The organism is Mesorhizobium sp. M6A.T.Ce.TU.016.01.1.1 (assembly GCF_003997065.1).
GTDB lineage: Bacteria > Pseudomonadota > Alphaproteobacteria > Rhizobiales > Rhizobiaceae > Mesorhizobium > Mesorhizobium mediterraneum.
The window spans coordinates 45,636-66,237 of the sequence record NZ_RZTJ01000009.1; the positions used below are offsets into that span (position 1 = coordinate 45,636).

Here is a 20,602-nt window from a genome sequence, read left to right on the forward strand (position 1 = left end):
GGTTTCCGTCAACCCTTCATCATGTTCACGTCTTCGACCGCGATCGAACCGCGGTTGCGGAAGAAGACGACGAGAATGGCGAGGCCGATCGCGGCTTCAGCCGCTGCGACCGTCAGCACGAACAACGCGAATACCTGTCCGACGAGATCGCCGAGCGCTGCCGAGAAGGCGACGAAATTGATGTTGACCGCGAGCAGGATCAACTCGATCGACATCAGGATGACGATGATGTTCCTGCGGTTGAGGAAAATGCCGAACACGCCGAGCGTGAACAGGATTGCCGATACGGTCAGAAAGTGTGCGATGCCGACGGTCATCTCAGATTCCTTCGCCCGTCTTGACCTTGCGGATTTCCATTCCAGTCGCCGGCGTGCGGCCGACCTGGGCAGCGATCGACTGCCGCTTGACGCCCGGTTTATGGCGCAGCGTCAGCACGATGGCGCCGATCATGGCGACCAGCAGTATGAGGCCCGCAATTTGGAAGTAATAGAGGTAGTCGGTATAGAGGATGTCGCCGAGCGCTGCCGTGTTCGAGCGCGCGGCAAGGTCCGGAATGGGCTTTGAGACCGTCGCGGCCAGCTGCGGCGCGAACGTATAGCCGCCGAGCACGACGATCAGCTCCGCCGCCAGGATCAGCCCGACCAGCGCGCCGATCGGCGCGTATTGCAGGGCGCCTTCCTTCATTTCGGCGAAATCGACGTCGAGCATCATGACGACGAACAGGAACAGCACCATGACCGCGCCGACATAGACGACGAGCAGGATCATCGCCAGGAACTCGGCGCCGGTCAGCATGAACAGGCCGGCGGCGTTGAAGAAGGTCAGGATCAGGAACAGCACCGAATGCACGGGATTGCGCGCCGAAATGACCATGAACGCCGACGCCACCGCGACAAAGGCGAAGAGGTAGAAAAAGGCCGCCTCTAGTCCGTTCAGCATGGGTTCCCCCGGGTTTCTGTCCAAACAGGACGCTCGTCCTGTTCGATGTTTGCCACCGCCTCCGGTCGCAAGTTTCGTGTTCCTATCGCATGTTTCGATCGGGTTGAAAGACCCGGATCGAAAGAAAACATGCGACACTTTCAATTCCGGAGGAGGATCTTGTCCGAAAAGTCTGCAACTTTTCGGGATCATCCTCTGAACGAGGCCGCTCGCCCCGTCCATGCGTCAAATGTCAGCGGTACGGCGCATCCAGCGAGAGGTTGCGCGCCAGTTCGCGCTCCCAGCGGTCGCCATTGGCCAGCAGCTTATCCTTGTCGTAATAAAGTTCCTCGCGCGTCTCGGTCGCGAATTCGAAATTCGGCCCCTCGACAATGGCGTCGACCGGGCAGGCCTCCTGGCAGAAGCCGCAATAGATGCACTTCACCATATCGATGTCGTAGCGCACGGTGCGGCGCGTGCCGTCATTGCGGCGCGGGCCGGCCTCGATAGTGATGGCCTGCGCCGGGCAGATCGCCTCGCACAATTTGCAAGCGATGCAGCGTTCCTCGCCGTTCGGATAGCGGCGCAGCGCATGCTCGCCGCGGAAGCGCGGGCTCACCGGCCCCTTCTCGTGCGGATAGTTGATCGTTTCCTTCGGCGCGAAGAACTGGCGCATCGACAGGAAGAAGGCGCTGACGAAATCCTGCAGGAGCAGCGACTTGGCGGCTTGGGCTAGAGCGGACATCACGCAAACCCCGTGATCTTGAGAAACGCGGCGACAATCACCACCATCGCCAGCGAGATCGGCAGGAAGACCTTCCAGCCGAGCCGCATCAGCTGGTCGTAGCGGTAGCGCGGCACGAAGGCCTTGACCATCGAGATCATGAAGAACACCAGGCAGACCTTGAGCACGAACCAGATCAGACCCGGCACCCAGGTGAAGGGAGCGAAGTCGAAGGGCGGCAGCCAGCCGCCGAGGAACAGGATGGTGGCCAGCGCGCACATCAGCACGATGGCGACATATTCGCCGAGGAAGAACAGCAGGAACGGCGTCGACGAATATTCGACCATATGGCCGGCGACGAGTTCCGATTCGGCTTCCACAAGGTCGAAGGGCGGGCGGTTCGTCTCGGCCAGCGCCGAGATGAAGAAGATGACGAACATCGGGAACAGCGACAGCCAATGCCAGTCAAGGAAGGTGTTGGGCAGGCCAACCCGCGTCCCCAGCCCATCCTGCTGCGACAGCACGATATCGGACAGGTTGAGCGAGCCGACGCAAAGCAGCACGGTGACGATGACAAAGCCGATCGAGACTTCGTAGGACACCATCTGTGCCGCCGAGCGCAGCGCGCCGAGGAACGGATATTTCGAGTTGGACGCCCAGCCGCCCATGATCACGCCATAGACCTCGAGCGAGGAGATGGCGAAGACATAGAGGATGCCGACATTGACGTTGGCGATCGCCCAGCCCTCGTTGACCGGGATGACCGCCCAGGCCGAGATCGCCAGCACAGCCGACACCAGCGGCGCCAGGAGAAAAACGCCCTTGTTGGCGCCGGACGGAATCACCGGCTCCTTGAACACGAACTTCAGAAGGTCGGCGAAAGCCTGCAGCGTGCCCCATGGGCCGACGACGTTCGGGCCACGGCGCAACTGCACCGCCGCCCAGATTTTGCGGTCCGCGTACAGGATGTAGGCGACGAAGATCAACAGCACGACGATCAGCACGACCGACTTCAACAGGATGATCAGCGCCGGCAGCACGTAAAAGGAGAAGAAGGTGTCCATGCTTATTCCGCCGCCTGCCTGAAGCCGTTTTTCGCCAGCGCCGAGCATTCCGCCATCACGGCGGAAGCCCGCGCGATCGGGTTGGTCAGGTAGAAATCCTTGACCGGCGAGGTGAAGGTACCCTTGCTCAGCCGCCCGCCAAGCTTCGCCACCCCGGCGATATCATCGGCGTTGCCGGCCGCGACTTGATCGATGCGGGCCAGATGCGGGTATTCAGAATAGAGTTTTGCGCGAAGCTGCGGCAGCGAATCGAACGGCAGCTTCTTGCCCAGCACATCCGACAGCGCCCGCAGGATCGCCCAGTCCTCGCGCGCATCGCCTGGCGCGAAGCCGGCACGGTTGGTCTGCTGCACGCGGCCCTCGGTGTTGACGTAGGTGCCCGACTTTTCGGTATAGGCGGCGCCCGGCAGGATGACGTCGGCGCGGTGCGCGCCCTGGTCGCCATGCGTGCCGATATAGACGACGAAGGCGCCGCCGGTCTTGGCCATATCGATCTCGTCGGCGCCGAGCAGGAACAGCACGTCCGTGTCGCCCAGCATGCCGGCGACGTTCTTGCCGCCCTCGCCCGGCACGAAGCCGACATCGAGACCGCCGACCCGGCCCGCGGCAGTGTGCAGCACCGCAAAGCCGTTCCAGTCGGCTCTCGAGGCATTGACGGCGATGGCAAGCTTGGCCGCCTGGCCGAGCACGGCCGCGCCATCCGAGCGCGCCAGCGCGCCTTGGCCGACTATGATCAGCGGGTGCGTCGCTTTCTTCAGCACCTGGAAGAACTTGCCATTGCCGTCGGCCAGATCCTTCAGCGATTCCGGTCCGGCGCCGAGCTGCTCGTAGTCGTAGCGCGTGTCGCCGACATCGCCGATGACGCCGACCGGTAGGTTGCCAACCCGCCAGCGCTTGCGGATGCGGGCGTTGAGCAAGGACGCCTCGAAGCGCGGATTGGCGCCGATGATCAGCACCGCGTCGGCCTGCTCGATGCCCTCGATGGTCGGGTTGAAGATATAGCTTGCCCGGCCGAGCGACGGATCGAGCGCCGCGCCATCCTGGCGGCAGTCGGTGTTCTTCGAGCCGAGCGAGGCCATCAGCAGCTTCAGCGCATAGATCTCCTCGACGGCGGCGAGATCGCCAGCAATGGCGCCGATCTTGTCGGGTGCAGCGTTCGACACCGCTTCCTTGATTGCGGAAAAAGCCTCGGCCCAGCTCGCCGGGGCCAGCTTGCCGTCCTTGCGTGCGTATGGCCGGTCGAGGCGCTGCGTGCGCAAGCCGTCCCAGATGAAACGGGTCTTGTCGGAAATCCACTCCTCGTTCACCGCCTCGTTGGTGCGCGGCAGGATGCGCATCACCTCGCGGCCTCTGGAATCGACGCGGATCGCCGAGCCGACGGAATCCATCACATCGATGGATTCGGTCTTGGTCAGCTCCCATGGCCGCGCCTGGAAGGCGTAGGGTTTGGAGGTCAGCGCACCGACCGGGCAAAGGTCGATGACGTTGCCCTGCAGTTCCGAGGTCATCGCGCTTTCGAGATAGGTGGTGATCTCGGCGTCCTCGCCGCGGCCTATCAGGCCGAGCTCGGAAATGCCGGCTATCTCCGTGGTGAAGCGGACGCAGCGCGTGCAATGGATGCAGCGGTTCATGATCGTCTTGACCAGCGGCCCGATATACTTGTCTTCGACCGCCCGCTTGTTCTCGTGATAGCGCGAGGAATCGACGCCGAACGCCATCGCCTGGTCCTGCAGGTCGCACTCGCCGCCCTGGTCGCAGATCGGGCAATCGAGCGGATGGTTGATCAGCAGGAATTCCATCACGCCTTCCCTGGCCTTCTTGACCATCGGCGTGTTGGTGAAGATTTCCGGCGTTTCGCCATTCGGGCCGGGGCGCAGGTCGCGCACGCCCATGGCACAGGATGCCTGTGGCTTGGGCGGCCCGCCCTTCACCTCGATCAGGCACATGCGGCAATTGCCGGCGATCGACAGCCGCTCATGGAAGCAGAAGCGCGGCACTTCGGCGCCAGCGTCCTCGGCCGCCTGCAGCAGCGTGTAATGGTCGGGTACAGTAATCTCTTTCCCGTCGACCTTGAGCTTTGCCATCAATTGCCCCCGGCGGTCTTCGCCGTCTCATATGCCTGGAACAGGTCGTCAAGGCTGATGCCGTTGATCATCATGCCCGCGACCTGCGCGTTTTCTATCTTCACGTTGCTCATGTTCACGTTGGTGAAATACGCGTTCGAAAGATTGGCGTCTTCCACCTTGGTGTTGGTCAGGTTGGTGCGCTGGATCCTGGCCGCCGACAGGTTCACGTCGTGAAACTGGGTGTTCGACATGTTCACGTCATCGAAGCTGGAATTGCTGACGATGGCGTTGCGCACGTCGAGAACATCGCGCCTGTCGTGGATATCCATCTCGTTGCCTACCTCTTGGCCTTGGCGGCCAGCGCCGCCGCCTGGCCAAGCCAGTCGTCGCGATCGATGCGGCCGTTGAACGACAGATAATCGTCGACCCAGGCGATCTCTTCCAGCGTCCATGCCGCGATCTGGCCGTATGTCCAGATGCCCAAGCCGTTCAGCACCTTTTCCAGCTTCGGCCCGATGCCAGATATCGCTTTGAGATCGGCCGGATTTGCCGGACGATCCATGGCCTTGGGCTGCTTGAAATCCTCCGGCATCAACCCGGTTGGCGCGGCACCCGCAACGGTGCTCGCATCCGCCACGTTCGGCGCATCGCCTGTGGCAGTTGCCGCTATATCGGTTACGTCCCTGGCGAAGGACTGCGCCTCGGCGATCAAGGTTTTCGTCGCCGCGCGCGCCTTGGTCGAGGAGTTCGTCCCTGTCTCTGAAAAGCGTTCGACCCTGGCCTCGAAATCGTCGACGATCGGTTGGAAGAGGCGCTGCGAGGCCTCGGCGGCACCCGAGAGCGCGCCCATCCACACCCCAAAGGCATGATTGGCAAGGCCGAAGCCGAGCGCCGACATCGCTGCCGCACCCGCGACAGGGTGCGCCAGGAGATTGACGGCGCTCGCCATCTCCTTCGGCATCATCCTGGTCAGGTCCTGGTTCATCTTCTCGAACGGGTCCAAATCTGGCATCAAATGATCGGGTCTCGAATGCAGCGACATTGGTGATCTCCTAGTCGTTTCTTCCGTTTGCCCCGAGCCTGTTTCCTCAAATCGGGCATTCGCCCGTATTTCAAATCGGGCACTTGCCCGTATTTCAAATCGGGCACTTGCCCGTATTTCAAACTTCTCTATTCCGCAGCCACCATCACCGGCTCTGCCCGGTGCGCATTGCGCGAAAACTCGTCGATACGCCGCTCCACCTCGCCGCGGAAATGCCGCATCAGGCCCTGGATCGGCCACGCCGCCGCATCGCCCAGCGCGCAGATCGTGTGGCCCTCGACCTGTTTAGTCACGTCGAGCAGCATGTCGATCTCACGCTTCTGCGCCTCGCCGCGCACCAGCCGCTCCATCACCCGCCACATCCAGCCGGTGCCTTCGCGGCACGGCGTGCACTGGCCGCAGCTCTCGTGCTTGTAGAAGTAGGAAAGCCGCGCGATCGCCTTCACGATATCGGTCGATTTGTCCATGACGATGACAGCCGCCGTGCCAAGGCCCGATTTCAGGTCGCGCAGCGCATCGAAATCCATCGGCGCGTCGATGATCTGCTCCGCCGGCACCAGCGGCACCGAAGCGCCGCCCGGAATGACCGCCAGCAGATTGTCCCAGCCGCCGCGAATGCCGCCGCAATGCGTCTCGATCAGCTCGCGGAACGGGATCGACATCGCCTCTTCGACGGTGCACGGATTGTTGACGTGGCCGGAGATGCAGAACAGCTTTGTGCCGACATTGTTGGGCCGCCCGAAGGACGAGAACCAGGCCGCACCGCGGCGCAGGATGGTCGGCGCCACCGCGATGGACTCGACATTGTTGACCGTCGTCGGGCAGCCATAGAGGCCGACATTGGCCGGGAATGGCGGCTTCAGCCGCGGCTGGCCCTTCTTGCCTTCGAGGCTTTCGAGCAGCGCCGTTTCCTCGCCGCAGATATAGGCGCCGGCGCCATGGTGCATGTAGATGTCGAAGTCGTAGCCGGACGTGTTGTTCTTGCCGATCAGCTTGGCCTCATACGCCTCGTCGATGGCGCGCTGCAGCGCCTCGCGCTCGCGGATGAACTCGCCGCGCACATAGATGTAGGCGGCGATCGCGCCCATGGCGAAGCCGGCAATCAGGCAGCCCTCGACCAGCGTGTGCGGGTCATGGCGCAATATGTCGCGGTCCTTACAGGTGCCAGGCTCGGATTCGTCGGCGTTGACGACGAGATAGCTCGGCCGGCCATCGCTCTGCTTGGGCATGAACGACCATTTCAGCCCGGTCGGGAAGCCGGCGCCGCCGCGACCGCGCAAGCCTGATGCCTTCATCTCGTTGACGATCCAGTCGCGCCCCTTGGCGATGATGCCTGGCGTGTTGTCCCAGGCGCCGCGCGCCATTGCGCCGGCCAGCGACTTGTCGAAGCGGCCGTAGATGTTGTTGAAGATGCGGTCTCTGTCCTGAAGCATTGTTCGTTCCTCAGACCGGCTTCTTGCCGAAGACGCGGATATATTCGGCGACCCCGCCCTTGGCGAGCGCCTTGGCCTGCTTGACCCAGTTTTCGCGCTGAATGCGGCCGTGGAAGCTGAGATAGCCGTCGACCCATTCGCGCTCAGCCTTCTTCCAGGATGCGACTTGCGCATAAGTGAAGATGCCAAGCGAATGCAGGATGCCTTCGATCTTCGGGCCGACGCCTGAGATCAGCTTGAGATCGTCGACCAGTGCCGGCTTTGCGATGCCGGCCGGCCGGTTCTTGTCCTCGAGCGAAGGCTTGGTCAGCTTGGCGGCTGCGCCGAGCTGTGCGCCCTTGGCTTCCGGCGCCTTGAAAGCGGCGGCTGGCTCAACCTTGATTATGGGACCGCTACGCTGTTTCGAAACCTTTTCGACCTCCGGCGCGGCCTTGTTGGCGTTGGCCGCCGAATGCCGCGGTGCGGCGACGCTCGCCGCCTTTTCCGTCTCTGGTGCGACCTTTGTCGGCGAAGGCGATCTCAGCGCCGGGCTGGTTTCAGGCGCATCGGTCTTCGGCTTGCTGGCTTTCGATGGCGCAACGGGGGCAGCCAGTGCCTGCGCGACCGGAGCCGGCACCGCGGCGGCAGTCGACGCTGCACCTTGCGCGGCCTTAGCCGCCGCCTTGGCTTCCCTGTCGCGTGTCGTCTTCAGGATTGCCTTTTCATTCTTCAGCGTCGTCAGACCGCTGATCGGCTCTGAGGTGATGCGGCCGTTCTGCGGCCCCGGCGTCACCGAGGCGCCCTTGCCGGCATCGTAGAGATCGATGATCTCGGCAAGCCGCTCCGGCGTCAGGTCCTCGAACGTGTCCTTGAAAATCATCACCATCGGCGCGTTGACGCAGGCGCCGAGGCATTCGACCTCTTCCCACGACAGCGTGCCCTTGTCGTTGGTGTGGAACTGGTCGTGATGGATCTTCGAGCGGCACACATCCATCAGCGCTTCCGAGCCGCGCAGCATGCAGGGCGTGGTGCCGCAGACCTGGATATGCGCGCGGGTGCCGACCGGATTGAGCTGATACTGCGTATAGAAAGTCGCGACTTCGAGCCCACGGATATAGGGCATATCGAGCATATCGGAGATCGTCTCGATCGCCGCCTTGGTCACCCAGCCTTCCTGCTCCTGCGCCAGCATCAGCAAGGGGATGATCGCCGACTGCTCGCGGCCCTTCGGATACTTCTTGATCCATTGCTTCGCCGCTGCCGCATTCGCCCGGTTGAAGGCAAAGGAGGCTGGCTGGAGGCTGGCTTCTGCGAGACGGCGGACTGACATGATTTTCGCTTTGTTTGTTTCTTACTGAACAGAGCTAGAGACGCGATAGCAGTTCTCAGATTGCCCCAACACGCACACAAACTCTTCTTTCCCGCGCTTCAGGCGGATGTATTCGTCATAACGATCGCTAACCCAGGAAACACAATAGGGCCGTGCCCGGCTGGGCACCTCGGCAACGAACGAATCCAACTGGCACTGCGGATAGGAATGAAGAACAATCCCCTCATCCATCGGTGCATGTCTCTCGAACGTGCGCCCCATCAATAAGTCACCTTCCGCAATCAGCTCAAACCCAATCTTGAGCAGGTCTCGTGACAGCAGCCGACCATCGGGGCCCCAAGCAGGAACTTGGGCCGCCATTGTCAGGACCGCTGCGGTGACAAGCGCGTTCATTGCTAGCGGTCAACCTCCCCGAAGACGATATCGAGCGAACCCAACACGGCGGTGACGTCGGCCAGCATGTGGCCGCGGCACAGAAAATCCATGGCCTGGAGATGGGCGAAGCCTGGCGCGCGCAGCTTGCAGCGATAGGGCTTGTTGGTGCCGTCCGAGACGAGATAGACGCCGAACTCGCCCTTCGGCGCTTCGACCGCCGCATAGCCCTCGCCCGCCGGCACCCGATAGCCTTCGGTGTAGAGCTTGAAGTGATGGATCAGCGCTTCCATCGAGCGCTTCATCGCCGCACGCTTCGGCGGCACCACCTTGCCGTCGAGGTTCGACACCGGCCCTGTGCCTTCCTTGCCGAGCAGCAAGTCGACGCACTGGCGCATGATTTTCGCCGACTGGCGCATCTCTTCCATGCGCACGAGGTAACGATCGTAGCAGTCGCCGTTCTTGCCGATCGGAATGTCAAAATCCATCTCGGCATAGCATTCATAAGGTTGCGACTTGCGCAGATCCCAGGCGACGCCGGATCCGCGCACCATGACGCCGGAAAAGCCCCAGGCCCAGGCGTCGGCCAGCGAGACGGTGCCGATGTCGACATTGCGCTGCTTGAAGATGCGGTTGCCGGTCAGCAGTGCGTCGAGATCGTCGAGCGATTTCAGGAACGGGTCGATCCAGATGCCGATATCCTCGACCAGCTTCTGCGGCAGGTCCTGGTGGACGCCGCCGGGCCGGAAATAGGCCGCATGCATGCGCGAGCCGCTGGCCCGCTCATAGAACACCATGAGCTTTTCGCGCTCGACGAAGCCCCACAGGGGCGGCGTCAGCGCGCCGACATCCATCGCCTGCGTCGTCACATTGAGGATGTGCGACATGATGCGGCCGATCTCGCAATAGAGCACGCGGATCAGCTGGCCGCGCTTCGGCACCTCGATGCCAAGCAGACGCTCGGCGGCAAGCGCGAAGGCATGCTCCTGGTTCATCGGCGCGCAATAATCGAGCCGGTCGAGATAAGGCACGGCCTGCAGGTAGGTTTTGGCTTCGATCAGCTTTTCAGTGCCGCGATGCAACAGCCCGATATGCGGGTCGACGCGATCGACGACTTCGCCATCGAGTTCCAGCACGAGGCGCAAAACGCCATGCGCCGCAGGATGTTGCGGGCCGAAATTGATGTTGAAGTTGCGAACGGAGGTTTCAGCCATTCCGGCGCCCCTGGCGAAGAGTCAGTAGTGAGTAGTGAGTAGTGACCATCAATCTCAACGCCTGCTTCATTCCGCCTGCTTGGCCTGCACCGTTCGGATAAGAGATCTCGTCATTTTTCCAATCTCTTCGCATCGCAGTAGCAGTTCAATCTCATTGTCCCTTTGCAGCAGGCCAACACGGCATGCCAGCAATATGTGGGTTTCCAGTTCCTTCAACGAGCCCTGCGCCATGCGCAGAAATTGAACGAACGAACCCTGTTTTCTCGGCCGTATCCTTCGGCGATGTTGGCCGCGATCGAAACCGCCGATCGACGCACCTGCGAGGTCATGCCGTAGATCTCCTCTTTCGGAAACCCTTTCGTGAGGCGGTAACAATCTTCGGCGAGCACCATTGCCGACTGCCATACCTTCAGGTCGCGATAAGATTCGATCCTTTTTTCCAATTCGTTCCCTACTGACTACTCACTACTTCCCTACTCACTGTTTCGCCTTCTCATCTCCCGGAAGCACGTAATCCGTACCTTCCCATGGAGACAGAAAATCGAAATTACGGAATTCCTGCTTGAGCTCGACTGGCTCGTAGATGACCCGCTTGGCTTCGTCGTCATAACGCACCTCGACGAAGCCGGTCAGCGGGAAATCCTTGCGCAGCGGATGACCCTCGAAGCCGTAATCGGTCAGAATCCGCCTGAGATCGGGATGGCCCGAAAACAGCACGCCATAGAGATCGTAGGTTTCGCGCTCGAACCAGTCGGCGCCGGGATAAACGCCGGTGATCGACGGCACCGCAGTTTCCTCGTCGGCCTGGACCTTGATGCGGATGCGAATATTCTGCTTCGGCGACAGCAGGTGGTAGACGACGTCGAAGCGCTTGGCCCGCGACGGATAATCGGCGCCGCAGACGTCGATGATCGAGATGAACTGACAGTTTTTATCGTCGCGCAGGAAGGTTACCACCTCGATCAGATCGTGCGGCTCGACAGAGATGGTGAGTTCGCCATAGGCGAACACCGCATCGCCGATCCGGCCGCTCAGCTTCTCGCCGAGATAGGTCGAGAGTTCATTTAACGACAGGCTCATCATCCCGCTCACCGTTCGATCGTGCCGGTGCGGCGGATCTTCTTTTGCAGCAGAAGGATGCCGTAGAGCAGCGCTTCAGCGCTCGGCGGACAGCCGGGCACGTAGATGTCGACCGGCACGACGCGGTCGCAACCGCGCACAACCGAATAGGAATAGTGGTAGTAGCCGCCGCCATTGGCGCAGGAGCCCATCGAGATGACGTAGCGCGGCTCCGGCATCTGGTCGTAGACCTTGCGCAACGCCGGCGCCATCTTGTTGGTCAGCGTGCCGGCGACGATCATAATGTCGGACTGGCGCGGCGACGCGCGCGGTGCGACGCCGAAGCGCTCGCTATCATAGCGCGGCATCGAGGTATGGATCATCTCGACCGCGCAGCAAGCGAGGCCAAACGTCATGAACATCAGCGAGCCGCTGCGCGCCCAGGTGATCAGCGCCTCGGTCGAGGTGACGAGAAAACCCTTGTCGGCAAGCTCGTTGTTGATCTCGAGGAAGAAAGGATCATTCGCCCCCACCGGCTTTCCGGTGCTGGGGTCGAGAATGCCTTTTGGCTTCGGCGCGACGAGCGTGCCGGAATTGTCGCTCAATCCCATTCCAGCGCTCCTTTCTTCCATTCATAGGCAAAGCCGATGGTCAGCACCGCCAGAAACACCATCATCGACCAGAACCCGAGCATGCCGATCTGGCTGAAAGACACGGCCCACGGAAACAGGAAGGCCACTTCCAGATCGAAGATGATGAACAGGATCGACACCAGATAGAAGCGGATGTCGAACTTCATGCGGGCGTCGTCGAACGAGTTGAAACCGCATTCATAGGCGGAAAGCTTTTCCGGATCGGGGTTGCGGTAGGCCACCAGGAAGGGTGCGGCAAGCAGCGCCAGGCCGACGACTAGCGCCACGCCGATGAACAGGACGATGGGCAGGTACGAACTCAACAACGCGTTCATGCTGCGGCTTTCCGTTGGCGGCCAATCCACTCTGATTACAGCACCGGACCCACTTGCGGAAGCGTGACAGTTTAACCACTGAACCGTTTTAGGGGGCTCTATGCTGCAACGCGGCGAGGGTTAGCGCAGGCCTTTCGGCGAAGCAAGTCAAACCTTGTTCAAAACACGGTGCTGGACGGCATATCCGGATAAACTGGTCCGATCTGCTCCTGTTTGATTTCCTTCACTTTTTACTCCACTTTTCTCTCCTGACATAGATGCCGCCAAAACCCTGCTAGCATGGCGCGGAATCATCGCCCCAACCTTTGGTCGAACGCCAACAGAGTGCCGTCTGCATGAAGGAAAAAATTTCGATTGCCATGGCCCGGCGCATCGCGCTTGCCGCACAGGGCTTTACCGATGTCAGGCCGAACGGCACGCCCAATCGCCGCCATCTGGCCCGCGTCCTTGCCCGCACCGGCCTGCTGCAGATCGATTCCGTCAGCGCAGTGGTGCGTGCCCACTATATGCCGCTCTATTCGCGGCTTGGCCCCTACCCGCTTGCGCTGCTCGACAACGCCGCCGTGACGCGCAAGCGCACGGTCTTCGAATACTGGGCGCATGAAGCCTCTTTTCTACCGGTCGAAACCTATCCGCTGATGCGCTGGCGCATGGAACGGGCCGAGCGCGGCGAGGAAATGTATAATGGGCTGGCCAAGTGGGGGCGCGAACGCACCACTTACATTGAAGACATTTACCGCGAGGTCGTATCGCGCGGCCCGATCGCCGCATCGGCTCTCGAAGGCCAAAAGGGAAACGGCGGCTGGTGGGGCTGGAGCGACGCCAAGCACGCTTTTGAATGGCTGTTCTGGGCCGGCCGCATCACCACGGCATCACGTCGTGGCTTCGAGCGGCTTTATGATCTGCCGGAACGGGTGCTGCCGCCGGCAATACTCAGCTTGCCGGTGCCCTCCCCTGAGGATGCGCATCGCGAATTGCTGCGCATCTCCGCCCGCGCCCACGGCGTCGCGACAGCGGGCGACCTGCGCGACTATTTCCGACTTTCTCCGGCCGACATCAAGGGCCGCATCGAGGAGCTGGTCGAGGCAGGTGATCTTTTGCCGGTTCGCGTCGAAGGCTGGGACAAACCAGCCTATCTTCACAAGGAAGCCCGTTTTCCGCGCAAGATCGAGGCACGCGCACTGCTCGCCCCGTTCGATCCGGTCGTCTTCGAGCGGTCGCGTACGGAAAGGCTGTTCGACTTCCGCTATCGCATCGAGATCTACACCCCTGCCGAAAAGCGCCAATACGGCTATTATGTGCTGCCGTTCCTGCTCGGCGAAAGGATCGTGGCGCGCCTCGACCTCAAGGCCGACCGCCCCGCCGGCGTGCTGCGCGTCCATGCCGCCTATGCCGAGCCCGGCGCGCCGACGCAAACTGCCGATGAATTGTTCGAGGAGTTGAAGCTGATGCAGGGCTGGCTCGGCCTGGAACGCATCGAGGTGACGCCTGCGGGTGACCTGGGCCAACCCCTTGCCGACATTGCCGCCTCGTAGACGTGCGTTGACACGACTGCCTCCACAAGCCTAAATCCGGTCCAGACGGTCTCCTCTCGGCAAAGGGAGGAGCCAAGAGGGAATGCGGTGCGAAATTCCGATTTCAAATCCGCGGCTGTCCCCGCAACTGTAAGCGACGAGCCAAGGCCGAAAACCACTGGGACGGTCCCGGGAAGGCGGCACCAAGGCGATGACCCGCGAGCCAGGAGACCTGCCGTCTAGGACATAAGAATCCGATCGCCTGGCGGGTTTTCCGGGCAAGGAGCCTGATTTGGAACGCGACAGCAGTTTTTCGGCTGAGACAGCGGGCGTATTGTCCGGCGATTGTGATGCCTTGGCCGGCGTTACCGTGATCATCTGCGCCTCCTGCCGCAATGAGACCGGCTCCGATGGCCATCCCCGCGCCGGCGAACTGCTTGCTGAAGACACGCGCCGCGCCGCTTCAGGCGAAAATATCCGCATCCGCACCGTCGAATGCCTCGGCAACTGCAAGCGCCGGCTGAGCGCCGCGATCCTGCGCGACGGCTGCTGGAGCTATGTCTTCGGCGACCTGACCGCGACAAGCGGCGCCGATCTCGTCGCTGGCGCAAAGCTCTTCGCCACCTCGACCGACGGCCTCATTCCATGGCGCGGCCGCCCCGATTGCCTGAAGCGCGGCCTCGTCGCCCGCATCCCTCCCCTCGACCTTTTGAAGGACCAGATATGAACGCTTCCGTCTCCCGCGTGCCCTGCACCGTCATCACCGGCTTCCTCGGCGCCGGCAAGACGACGCTGATCCGCCATCTGCTCGAAAACGCCGGGGGCAAGCGGCTGGCCATCATAGTCAACGAGTTCGGCGACATCGGCATCGACGGCGAGATCCTGAGAGGCTGCGGCATCGACACCTGCCCGGAGGAGAACATCGTCGAGCTGGCCAATGGCTGCATCTGCTGCACCGTCGCCGATGATTTCGTCCCGGCGCTCGATCAGATCCTGTCGCTGACGCCGAGGGTCGACCATATCCTGATCGAAACCTCCGGCCTCGCTCTGCCCAAGCCGCTGGTCCAGGCCTTCCAGTGGCCGACGGTCAAGAGCCGGGTGACGGTCGACGGCGTCATCGCCGTCGTCGACGGACCGGCGCTGGCTGATGGCCGCGTCGCCAACGACATGGACGCCCTGCAGGCGCAGCGCGCGCAGGACGAGACGCTCGACCACGACGATCCGGTCGAGGAGGTGTTCGAGGACCAACTGGCTTGCGCCGACCTGATCATATTGTCGAAGAGCGACCTGATGGACGCCGCCGGCTCAGCACGCGCCAATGCCATCATCGGCGAGCACACCGCGCGCGCCGTCAAGATCGTGCCGACCTCGCAGGGCAAGGTCGATCCGTCTGTGCTGCTCGGCCTCGGCCTTGCCGTCGAGGACGACATCGAGAACCGCAAGACCCATCACGACGACGAGCTCGACCACGAGCACGACGATTTTGACTCGTTCGTCATCGATATTCCGTCGATCGCCAATCCCGATGAGCTGGCTTTGCGCGTCGCCACCGCGGCGGAGGAAGAAAACGTTTTGCGCGTCAAGGGTTTCGTCGAGGTCGGCGGCAAGCCGATGCGGCTGTTGCTGCAGGCCGTCGGTCCGCGCGTCAATCACTATTACGACCGCGCCTGGACCGCCGACGACGACCGCCGCTCGCGCCTCGTCGTCATTGGCCTGAAAGGGCTGAACCGCCCGGCAATCGAGCGTATCCTCGCCGGCTGACCTCAGGCACGAGCCGCGATGCACATCCTCACCACAACATCCGCCTCGCTCGACGATCTCGCCGAGCCTGTCGATCTCAGGCAGACGCCTGCGGATATCGTGGCGCTGTCCTTCACCGACAGCGATCTGGCCGGCTTGGCGGCGGCGTGGAAGGCGGACGCGGATCGCCTGCCGTCGATGCGGCTGGCGGCTATACGCGATCTGCGCCATCCGATGTCCGTCGATCTCTGGATCGACAGCGTCGCCCGCCACGCGAAGGTTATTTTGGTTCGTATCCTCGGCGGTTACGACTGGTGGCGCTACGGCTGCGACCAGCTCGCCTCGACCGCCCGCGCGCGTGGCATAAAACTGGCGCTGCTGCCCGGCGAATGCCGCGACGAGGATCTGCGGCTAATCGAATGCTCGACGCTGCCGCGCGACGAATTGGACGGGCTGCTCGGCTATTTCCGCGAAGGCGGGCCGGAGAATATGATGGCGCTGGTGCATCAGCTGGCAAGTCTCGCCGGATCAGGTGTGGCGGTCGCTGAACCTGTCAGCGTGCCAAAGGCGGGCTACTATCAACCGGGACTGGGGGTCGTCGAGCGCGATGTCCCCCTCCCCCTCGAGGGGAGGGTCCGGCCGCAGGCCGGGGGTGGGGTCGCCTCTGACGCGCGCCAACAGAAAAAAACGTCGAGCACTGCCGCAACGACCCCACCCGGCCCGGCGGGTCACCCTCCCCTCGAGGGGGAGGGAGACGACGCGCCAATCATCCCAATTCTCTTCTATCGCTCGATGCTGCTTGCCGCTGATGTCGCGCCAATCGACGCGCTTGTTGAAGCGCTACGGCAGCGCGGCATGATCCCCGTCCCCATCTTCGTTTCCAGTCTTAAGGACCCGGCCTCGCTCGCCTTTGTCGAAACCGCGCTGTCGACGCTTAAGCCCGCTTCCATCATCACCGCCACGGCCTTCGCCTCCGGTGCCGAGCCCGGCATTGAAACCCTGTTCGACCGCGCCGGCGTGCCGGTGTTCCAGGTCATCGTCGCGACGACACGCCGTGACATCTGGCAAAACAACCAGCGCGGCCTCGCCCCCGCCGACCTCGCCATGCATGTCGTGCTGCCCGAGCTCGACGGCCGCATCCTCGCCGGCGCCATTTCCTTCAAAGGCGAGAGCGAAACCGACCCGGCGCTGGCTTTTCGCGCCTTCGCCAACCGGCCGGAGCCAGATAGGGTGGCGCAGGTGGCGAACCGTGTCGAAGCATTCGTGCGCCTGCAGCGCACGCCGCGCGGACAGCGCAAGCTCGCCATCCTGATTCCCGACTATCCGAGCGCCCCCGGCCGCACCGGCTACGCCGTCGGCCTCGACGTGCCGTCGAGCGTGCTGGCCATGCTGCATGACCTGAGGGAACAGGGCTACGCCGTTGAAGGGATTCCGCAAACGCCGCGCGCGTTGCTGGATAGGCTGGAAAAAGGCGGCCAAGGGTTGGCATTGAAGGAGTATCTGACCTTCTCGAATCAAGTGCCGCCCGCGGCTATCGCCGCGTTAGAGGCCGCATGGGGGAAGGCGGAAGATGAGACAGGTTTGCGCGAGGCACCCCCCTCTGTCCTGCCGGACATCTCCCCCGCAAGGGGGGAGATTGAACTCTCTTTGAGGCTTTCGCCAACTACAAGCGTTGCAGAAGGAGCGACGGCATCGGAACTGCCAATCTCCCCCCTTGCGGGGGAGATGTCCGGCAGGACAGAGGGGGGTGTTCAAGCACCTACCGTCGCCAAATTCCCCTTCCGCGCCGCCACCTTCGGCAACATAACCGTGGCGCTCGCCCCCGATCGCGGCCGCTCCACGAACCGCCGCGCCGACTATCACGACCCGACATTGCCACCCCGTCATGCGCTGATCGCCTTCGGTCTTTGGCTGCGCAAGTCGCTCGGTGTCCATGCCCTCATCCACGTAGGCGCCCACGGCACGCTGGAATGGCTGCCCGGCAAGACCGTTGCGCTCAGCGAAACCTGTTTTCCTGAGATCGTCACCGGTCCCCTGCCCGTCATCTATCCCTTCATCGTTTCCAACCCGGGAGAGGCAGCGCAGGCCAAGCGGCGCATTGCCGCCGTCACCCTCGGCCATCTGCCGCCGCCGCTGACCGGCGCCGGGCTCGACGAGAACCAGCACCAGCTTGAACGGCTGGTCGACGAATATGCCCAGGCCGATGGGCTCGACCGCCGCCGCCGCGACCGCCTGGCGAAGTTGATCGTCGAAACGGCGCAGAAGACCGGCTTCGCCTCCGAGGCCGGCGTCGCCGGAACCGACGCGCCCGACGAAGCGCTGCGCCGGATCGACGCCTGGCTTTGCGACCTCAAGGATTTCGCGATCAAGGACGGCCTGCACATCTACGGCCGGTCGCCGGAAGGCGAGGCCGATCCGCTGCGCGAGCAAAGCGCGACAGCCGAAAAAGCAGCACTGCTTGCCGCCCTCGACGGCCGCCATGTCGCTGCCGGACCTGCCGGTGCACCCGCGCGTGGCCGGCGCGATGTGCTGCCGACCGGCCGTAATCTGTTCACCGCCGATCCACGCACCATGCCGACGCCGACATCCTTCGATCTCGGCAGGGCGGCCTCCGACGAGGTCTTGCGCAGCTATATGCAATCGCATGGCGACTGGCCGCGCTCGCTGGTCATCGACCTGTGGGGCTCGGCGTCGCTGCGCACCGGCGGCGAGGAGATCGCGCAAGGCCTGGCGTTGATGGGCTGCCGGCCGCAATGGGATTCCGCCACCGGGCGTGTCACCGGCATCGAGGTGCTGCCGCCGGCCACGCTTGGCCGCCCGCGCGTCGACGTCACCTGGCGCATATCGGGCCTGTTCCGCGACATGTTCCCGACCCAGATCGCCCTGATCGACGCTGCCGCCAATGCCGTCGCCGCCCGCGACGAGGACGCGTCCGAAAACCCGCTCGCCGCAAGGACCCGCGCTGACGGGAAGATCAGCCCGCGCATTTTCGGCACCTCGCCCGGCACCTATGGCGCCGGTGTCGAGGATTTATTGTCGAGCGGCGACTGGGCCGCGCGCGAAGAAATCGGCCGCGCCTACCTCGACGCCACCTCGCATGCCTATGGCGGCGCAGAGGGCGAAGGGATTTCGGCGCCCGGCGCCTTCGAGGATCGTATCGCCGAGGCGGACCTTCTCGTCCATACCGGCGACGATCCCGGCCGCGACATCCTCGAAGGCTCCGCCGACGTCGCCTTCATCGGCGGCTTTTCGGCAGCACTTGCCGCACTCGGCAAGAACGCCGATGTCATCGTGCTCGACACCACCGATCCGCAAAAACCCAAGCCGCGCTCGGTTGGAGAAGCGGTATCTCGGGTAGTTCGCGCCCGCGCGGTCAACCCGCGCTTCATTGCCGGCCAGATGCGGCACGGGCCGCGCGGTGCCTCGGAGTTCGCCGAGACGGTCGACCGTCTCGTCGGCTTTGCCGAGACCACCTATGCCATACCGGGCGCGCTGATCGAGGCCGTGCACGACGCCTATCTCGGCGACCCCATTGTCCGGGCGTTCATCCTGCGCGAGAATCCGGCGGCGGCGAAGGTCATCGCCGAGCGTTTGCTGTCGGCACGGCGGCGCGGTCTCTGGCATCCGCTGCGCAATTCCATCGATGACGCTCTCGCCACACTGATTGCCGAAGTCCAGGCGCTGGAGGTTGCGGCATGAACGCCTTCTCCCGACGCGGCGCCTGCCCCGCTTTGTCGACGCCGATGCAGACCGGCGACGGCCTTCTGGTGCGGCTCAACCCGGTCGCTGGAGGACTCTCGCCGAAATCCTTGATCGGACTCGGTGAATCCGCCTTGCGGCACGGCAACGGCATCATGGAAGTGACCGCACGCGGCAGCCTGCAGATACGCGGCCTGACGCCGGCAAGCGCGCGGCTGCTGGCGGTGGAGGTCGATGCACTTGGCATTGCCGTGCGCACCGGCGTGCCGGTCGAGACCGGTCCACTGGCAGGGCTCGACACCAAGGAGATCGTCGATCCGCGCCCGCTGGCGGAGCGGATTCGGGCGGCAATTGATGAAGCTGGGCTGGCACAGCGCCTTGGCCCGAAGGTCTCGGTGATTGTCGACGGCGGCGGACGGCTGACAATGGATGCGGTTACCGCCGACGTGCGGCTCGTCGCAACGCGCACCAATGCGGGAATCAAGTGGCAGGTGGCTGTCGCGGGTGATGGGCAGAATGCGAAGCCGCTCGTTACGCTGGAAGACGATGCGGCGCGCGATATTGCAGTCGCGATGCTCAGGATGATCGCCGAAAAAGGCCGCGAAGCCCATGCACGGGATTTGACGGAAAGGCAGTTAATATCCCTCGCAAGCTGGCATTCCTTCGCGCCCCCCTCTGTCCTGCCGGACATCTCCCCCACTTGGGGGGAGATCGGCAGCTTCGCCGGCGGCTCCCCCTCGGCATCTTTGGCGATTGGCGAAAGCGGAGATGAGGGCGCAATCTCCCCCCAAGTGGGGGAGATGTCCGGCAGGACAGAGGGGGGCGCCGTAGAGCGCCTTCCTGTTCCGGCTCGCTTCCCCATTGGCATTTTCGATCTGACAGATGGCCGTGCTCTCGGCATCGGCCTGCCCTTCGGCAGCATGCCAGCGAAAAAGCTCATCGACCTCACGCGACACGCCATCACCTTCGGCGCAACCCAAATCCGACTCGCGCCACAACGCGCGCTGCTTTTCGTCGGCCTCTCCCCGACCGCCTGCCACTCACTTCAGGAAGCCGCCGCCACCCTTGGCTTCGTAACCAACGCCACCGATCCGCGCACCAGGATCGCCGCCTGCCCCGGTGCGCCGGCCTGCGCCTCCGGCCGGATCGCCACCCGCGACATCGCCGAGACCATCGCTACGGAAAACGGTGACATCCTCGATTCCTCCTTCATGCTGCACATTTCCGGCTGCGCCAAGGGTTGTGCGCATCCCGGCTCGGCGGCGCTGACACTGGTCGGCGGCGATAATGGAGCCGGACTTGTCGTGGACGGGACGGCGAAGGCCCTTCCTGCCGGATACAGGCCAGGCTATGACGCCGCGCGCGGCGTTGGCCGCGTTGCCGCAGCGATCCGCCGCACACGACTTCGAGGTGAAACCGCCGCCACTTGCCTGGCAAGGCTTGGCGCGGCCGAAATCATCGAAACTTACCGACAGGAATGA

Annotated in this window: 19 protein-coding genes, 1 pseudogene and 1 riboswitch; of the genes and pseudogenes, 5 read left to right on the forward strand and 15 right to left on the reverse strand. The window is 63.2% G+C overall.

Features of this window, described 5'->3' with window-relative positions:
• Window positions 1–8: 8 nt before the first annotated feature.
• The 15 genes and pseudogenes from nuoK to EOC94_RS18015 all read right to left on the reverse strand — a co-directional run bounded on the left by nuoK (window position 9) and on the right by EOC94_RS18015 (window position 12,168).
• The gene (gene nuoK, locus EOC94_RS17940; protein ID WP_095483443.1) at window positions 9–317 is read right to left on the reverse strand and encodes an NADH-quinone oxidoreductase subunit NuoK; all 309 of its coding nucleotides are present in this window, start codon (window positions 315–317) and stop codon (window positions 9–11) included.
• Between the two features lies 1 nt (window position 318).
• Window positions 319–939: an NADH-quinone oxidoreductase subunit J gene (locus EOC94_RS17945; protein ID WP_095483442.1), complete on the reverse strand. Its 621-nt coding sequence runs from the start codon at window positions 937–939 to the stop codon at window positions 319–321.
• Window positions 940–1,171: 232 nt separating this feature from the next.
• Window positions 1,172–1,663 (reverse strand): NADH-quinone oxidoreductase subunit NuoI, encoded by a 492-nt coding sequence (gene nuoI, locus EOC94_RS17950; RefSeq protein WP_095483441.1) that lies wholly within the window; start codon window positions 1,661–1,663, stop codon window positions 1,172–1,174.
• Window positions 1,663–2,706, reverse strand: coding sequence for an NADH-quinone oxidoreductase subunit NuoH (gene nuoH, locus EOC94_RS17955; protein WP_095483491.1), 1,044 nt, complete (start codon window positions 2,704–2,706; stop codon window positions 1,663–1,665). The genes nuoI and nuoH overlap by 1 nt, the downstream gene beginning before the upstream one ends.
• Window positions 2,707–2,708: 2 nt before the next feature.
• Window positions 2,709–4,790 carry an NADH-quinone oxidoreductase subunit NuoG gene (gene nuoG, locus EOC94_RS17960; RefSeq protein ID WP_127292262.1) on the reverse strand — a complete coding sequence of 694 codons (2,082 nt, stop codon included), beginning with the start codon at window positions 4,788–4,790 and terminating at the stop codon, window positions 2,709–2,711.
• Window positions 4,790–5,101 (reverse strand): pentapeptide repeat-containing protein, encoded by a 312-nt coding sequence (locus tag EOC94_RS17965; RefSeq protein ID WP_127292265.1) that lies wholly within the window; start codon window positions 5,099–5,101, stop codon window positions 4,790–4,792. Before EOC94_RS17965 ends, nuoG begins: the two co-directional genes overlap by 1 nt.
• Before the next feature lie 8 nt (window positions 5,102–5,109).
• Complete coding sequence (locus EOC94_RS17970; RefSeq protein ID WP_127292268.1) at window positions 5,110–5,814, reverse strand: NADH-ubiquinone dehydrogenase; 705 nt, start codon at window positions 5,812–5,814, stop codon at window positions 5,110–5,112.
• Window positions 5,815–5,942: 128 nt separating this feature from the next.
• Entirely contained in the window at window positions 5,943–7,247 is a 1,305-nt protein-coding gene (gene nuoF / locus EOC94_RS17975; protein WP_127204822.1) for an NADH-quinone oxidoreductase subunit NuoF, read from the reverse strand.
• A gap of 10 nt (window positions 7,248–7,257) precedes the next feature.
• Window positions 7,258–8,556: an NADH-quinone oxidoreductase subunit E gene (locus tag EOC94_RS17980; protein WP_127204821.1), complete on the reverse strand. Its 1,299-nt coding sequence runs from the start codon at window positions 8,554–8,556 to the stop codon at window positions 7,258–7,260.
• A 21-nt stretch (window positions 8,557–8,577) separates the two neighbouring features.
• Window positions 8,578–8,949, reverse strand: a complete 372-nt coding sequence (locus EOC94_RS17985; RefSeq protein WP_127292270.1) for a hypothetical protein — start codon at window positions 8,947–8,949, stop codon at window positions 8,578–8,580.
• Window positions 8,950–8,951: 2 nt separating this feature from the next.
• Complete coding sequence (locus tag EOC94_RS17990; RefSeq protein ID WP_127292273.1) at window positions 8,952–10,142, reverse strand: NADH-quinone oxidoreductase subunit D; 1,191 nt, start codon at window positions 10,140–10,142, stop codon at window positions 8,952–8,954.
• A 66-nt stretch (window positions 10,143–10,208) separates the two neighbouring features.
• Window positions 10,209–10,534, reverse strand: a pseudogene (locus EOC94_RS34340) (four helix bundle protein).
• Between the two features lie 85 nt (window positions 10,535–10,619).
• Window positions 10,620–11,222 carry an NADH-quinone oxidoreductase subunit C gene (locus EOC94_RS18005; RefSeq protein WP_127292278.1) on the reverse strand — a complete coding sequence of 201 codons (603 nt, stop codon included), beginning with the start codon at window positions 11,220–11,222 and terminating at the stop codon, window positions 10,620–10,622.
• Window positions 11,223–11,230: 8 nt separating this feature from the next.
• Window positions 11,231–11,812, reverse strand: coding sequence for an NADH-quinone oxidoreductase subunit B (locus tag EOC94_RS18010; RefSeq protein WP_027156092.1), 582 nt, complete (start codon window positions 11,810–11,812; stop codon window positions 11,231–11,233).
• Window positions 11,803–12,168 carry an NADH-quinone oxidoreductase subunit A gene (locus EOC94_RS18015; RefSeq protein ID WP_023798850.1) on the reverse strand — a complete coding sequence of 122 codons (366 nt, stop codon included), beginning with the start codon at window positions 12,166–12,168 and terminating at the stop codon, window positions 11,803–11,805. Before EOC94_RS18015 ends, EOC94_RS18010 begins: the two co-directional genes overlap by 10 nt.
• Before the next feature lie 335 nt (window positions 12,169–12,503).
• Between EOC94_RS18015 and EOC94_RS18020 the strand changes: the two genes are divergently transcribed.
• The 5 genes from EOC94_RS18020 (at window position 12,504) to cobG (ending at window position 20,602) form a co-directional block, all read left to right on the forward strand.
• Complete coding sequence (locus EOC94_RS18020; protein WP_127292280.1) at window positions 12,504–13,703, forward strand: winged helix-turn-helix domain-containing protein; 1,200 nt, start codon at window positions 12,504–12,506, stop codon at window positions 13,701–13,703.
• A 29-nt stretch (window positions 13,704–13,732) separates the two neighbouring features.
• A riboswitch (cobalamin riboswitch) is annotated at window positions 13,733–13,937 on the forward strand.
• Between the two features lie 37 nt (window positions 13,938–13,974).
• Window positions 13,975–14,409 (forward strand): DUF1636 family protein, encoded by a 435-nt coding sequence (locus EOC94_RS18025; protein ID WP_127292282.1) that lies wholly within the window; start codon window positions 13,975–13,977, stop codon window positions 14,407–14,409.
• A complete protein-coding gene (gene cobW / locus EOC94_RS18030; RefSeq protein WP_127292285.1) occupies window positions 14,406–15,443 on the forward strand; it encodes a cobalamin biosynthesis protein CobW in 1,038 nt (345 codons plus the stop codon). Before EOC94_RS18025 ends, cobW begins: the two co-directional genes overlap by 4 nt.
• Before the next feature lie 18 nt (window positions 15,444–15,461).
• Window positions 15,462–19,121 (forward strand): cobaltochelatase subunit CobN, encoded by a 3,660-nt coding sequence (gene cobN, locus EOC94_RS18035; RefSeq protein WP_127292288.1) that lies wholly within the window; start codon window positions 15,462–15,464, stop codon window positions 19,119–19,121.
• The gene (gene cobG, locus EOC94_RS18040; RefSeq protein ID WP_127292291.1) at window positions 19,118–20,602 is read left to right on the forward strand and encodes a precorrin-3B synthase; all 1,485 of its coding nucleotides are present in this window, start codon (window positions 19,118–19,120) and stop codon (window positions 20,600–20,602) included. Before cobN ends, cobG begins: the two co-directional genes overlap by 4 nt.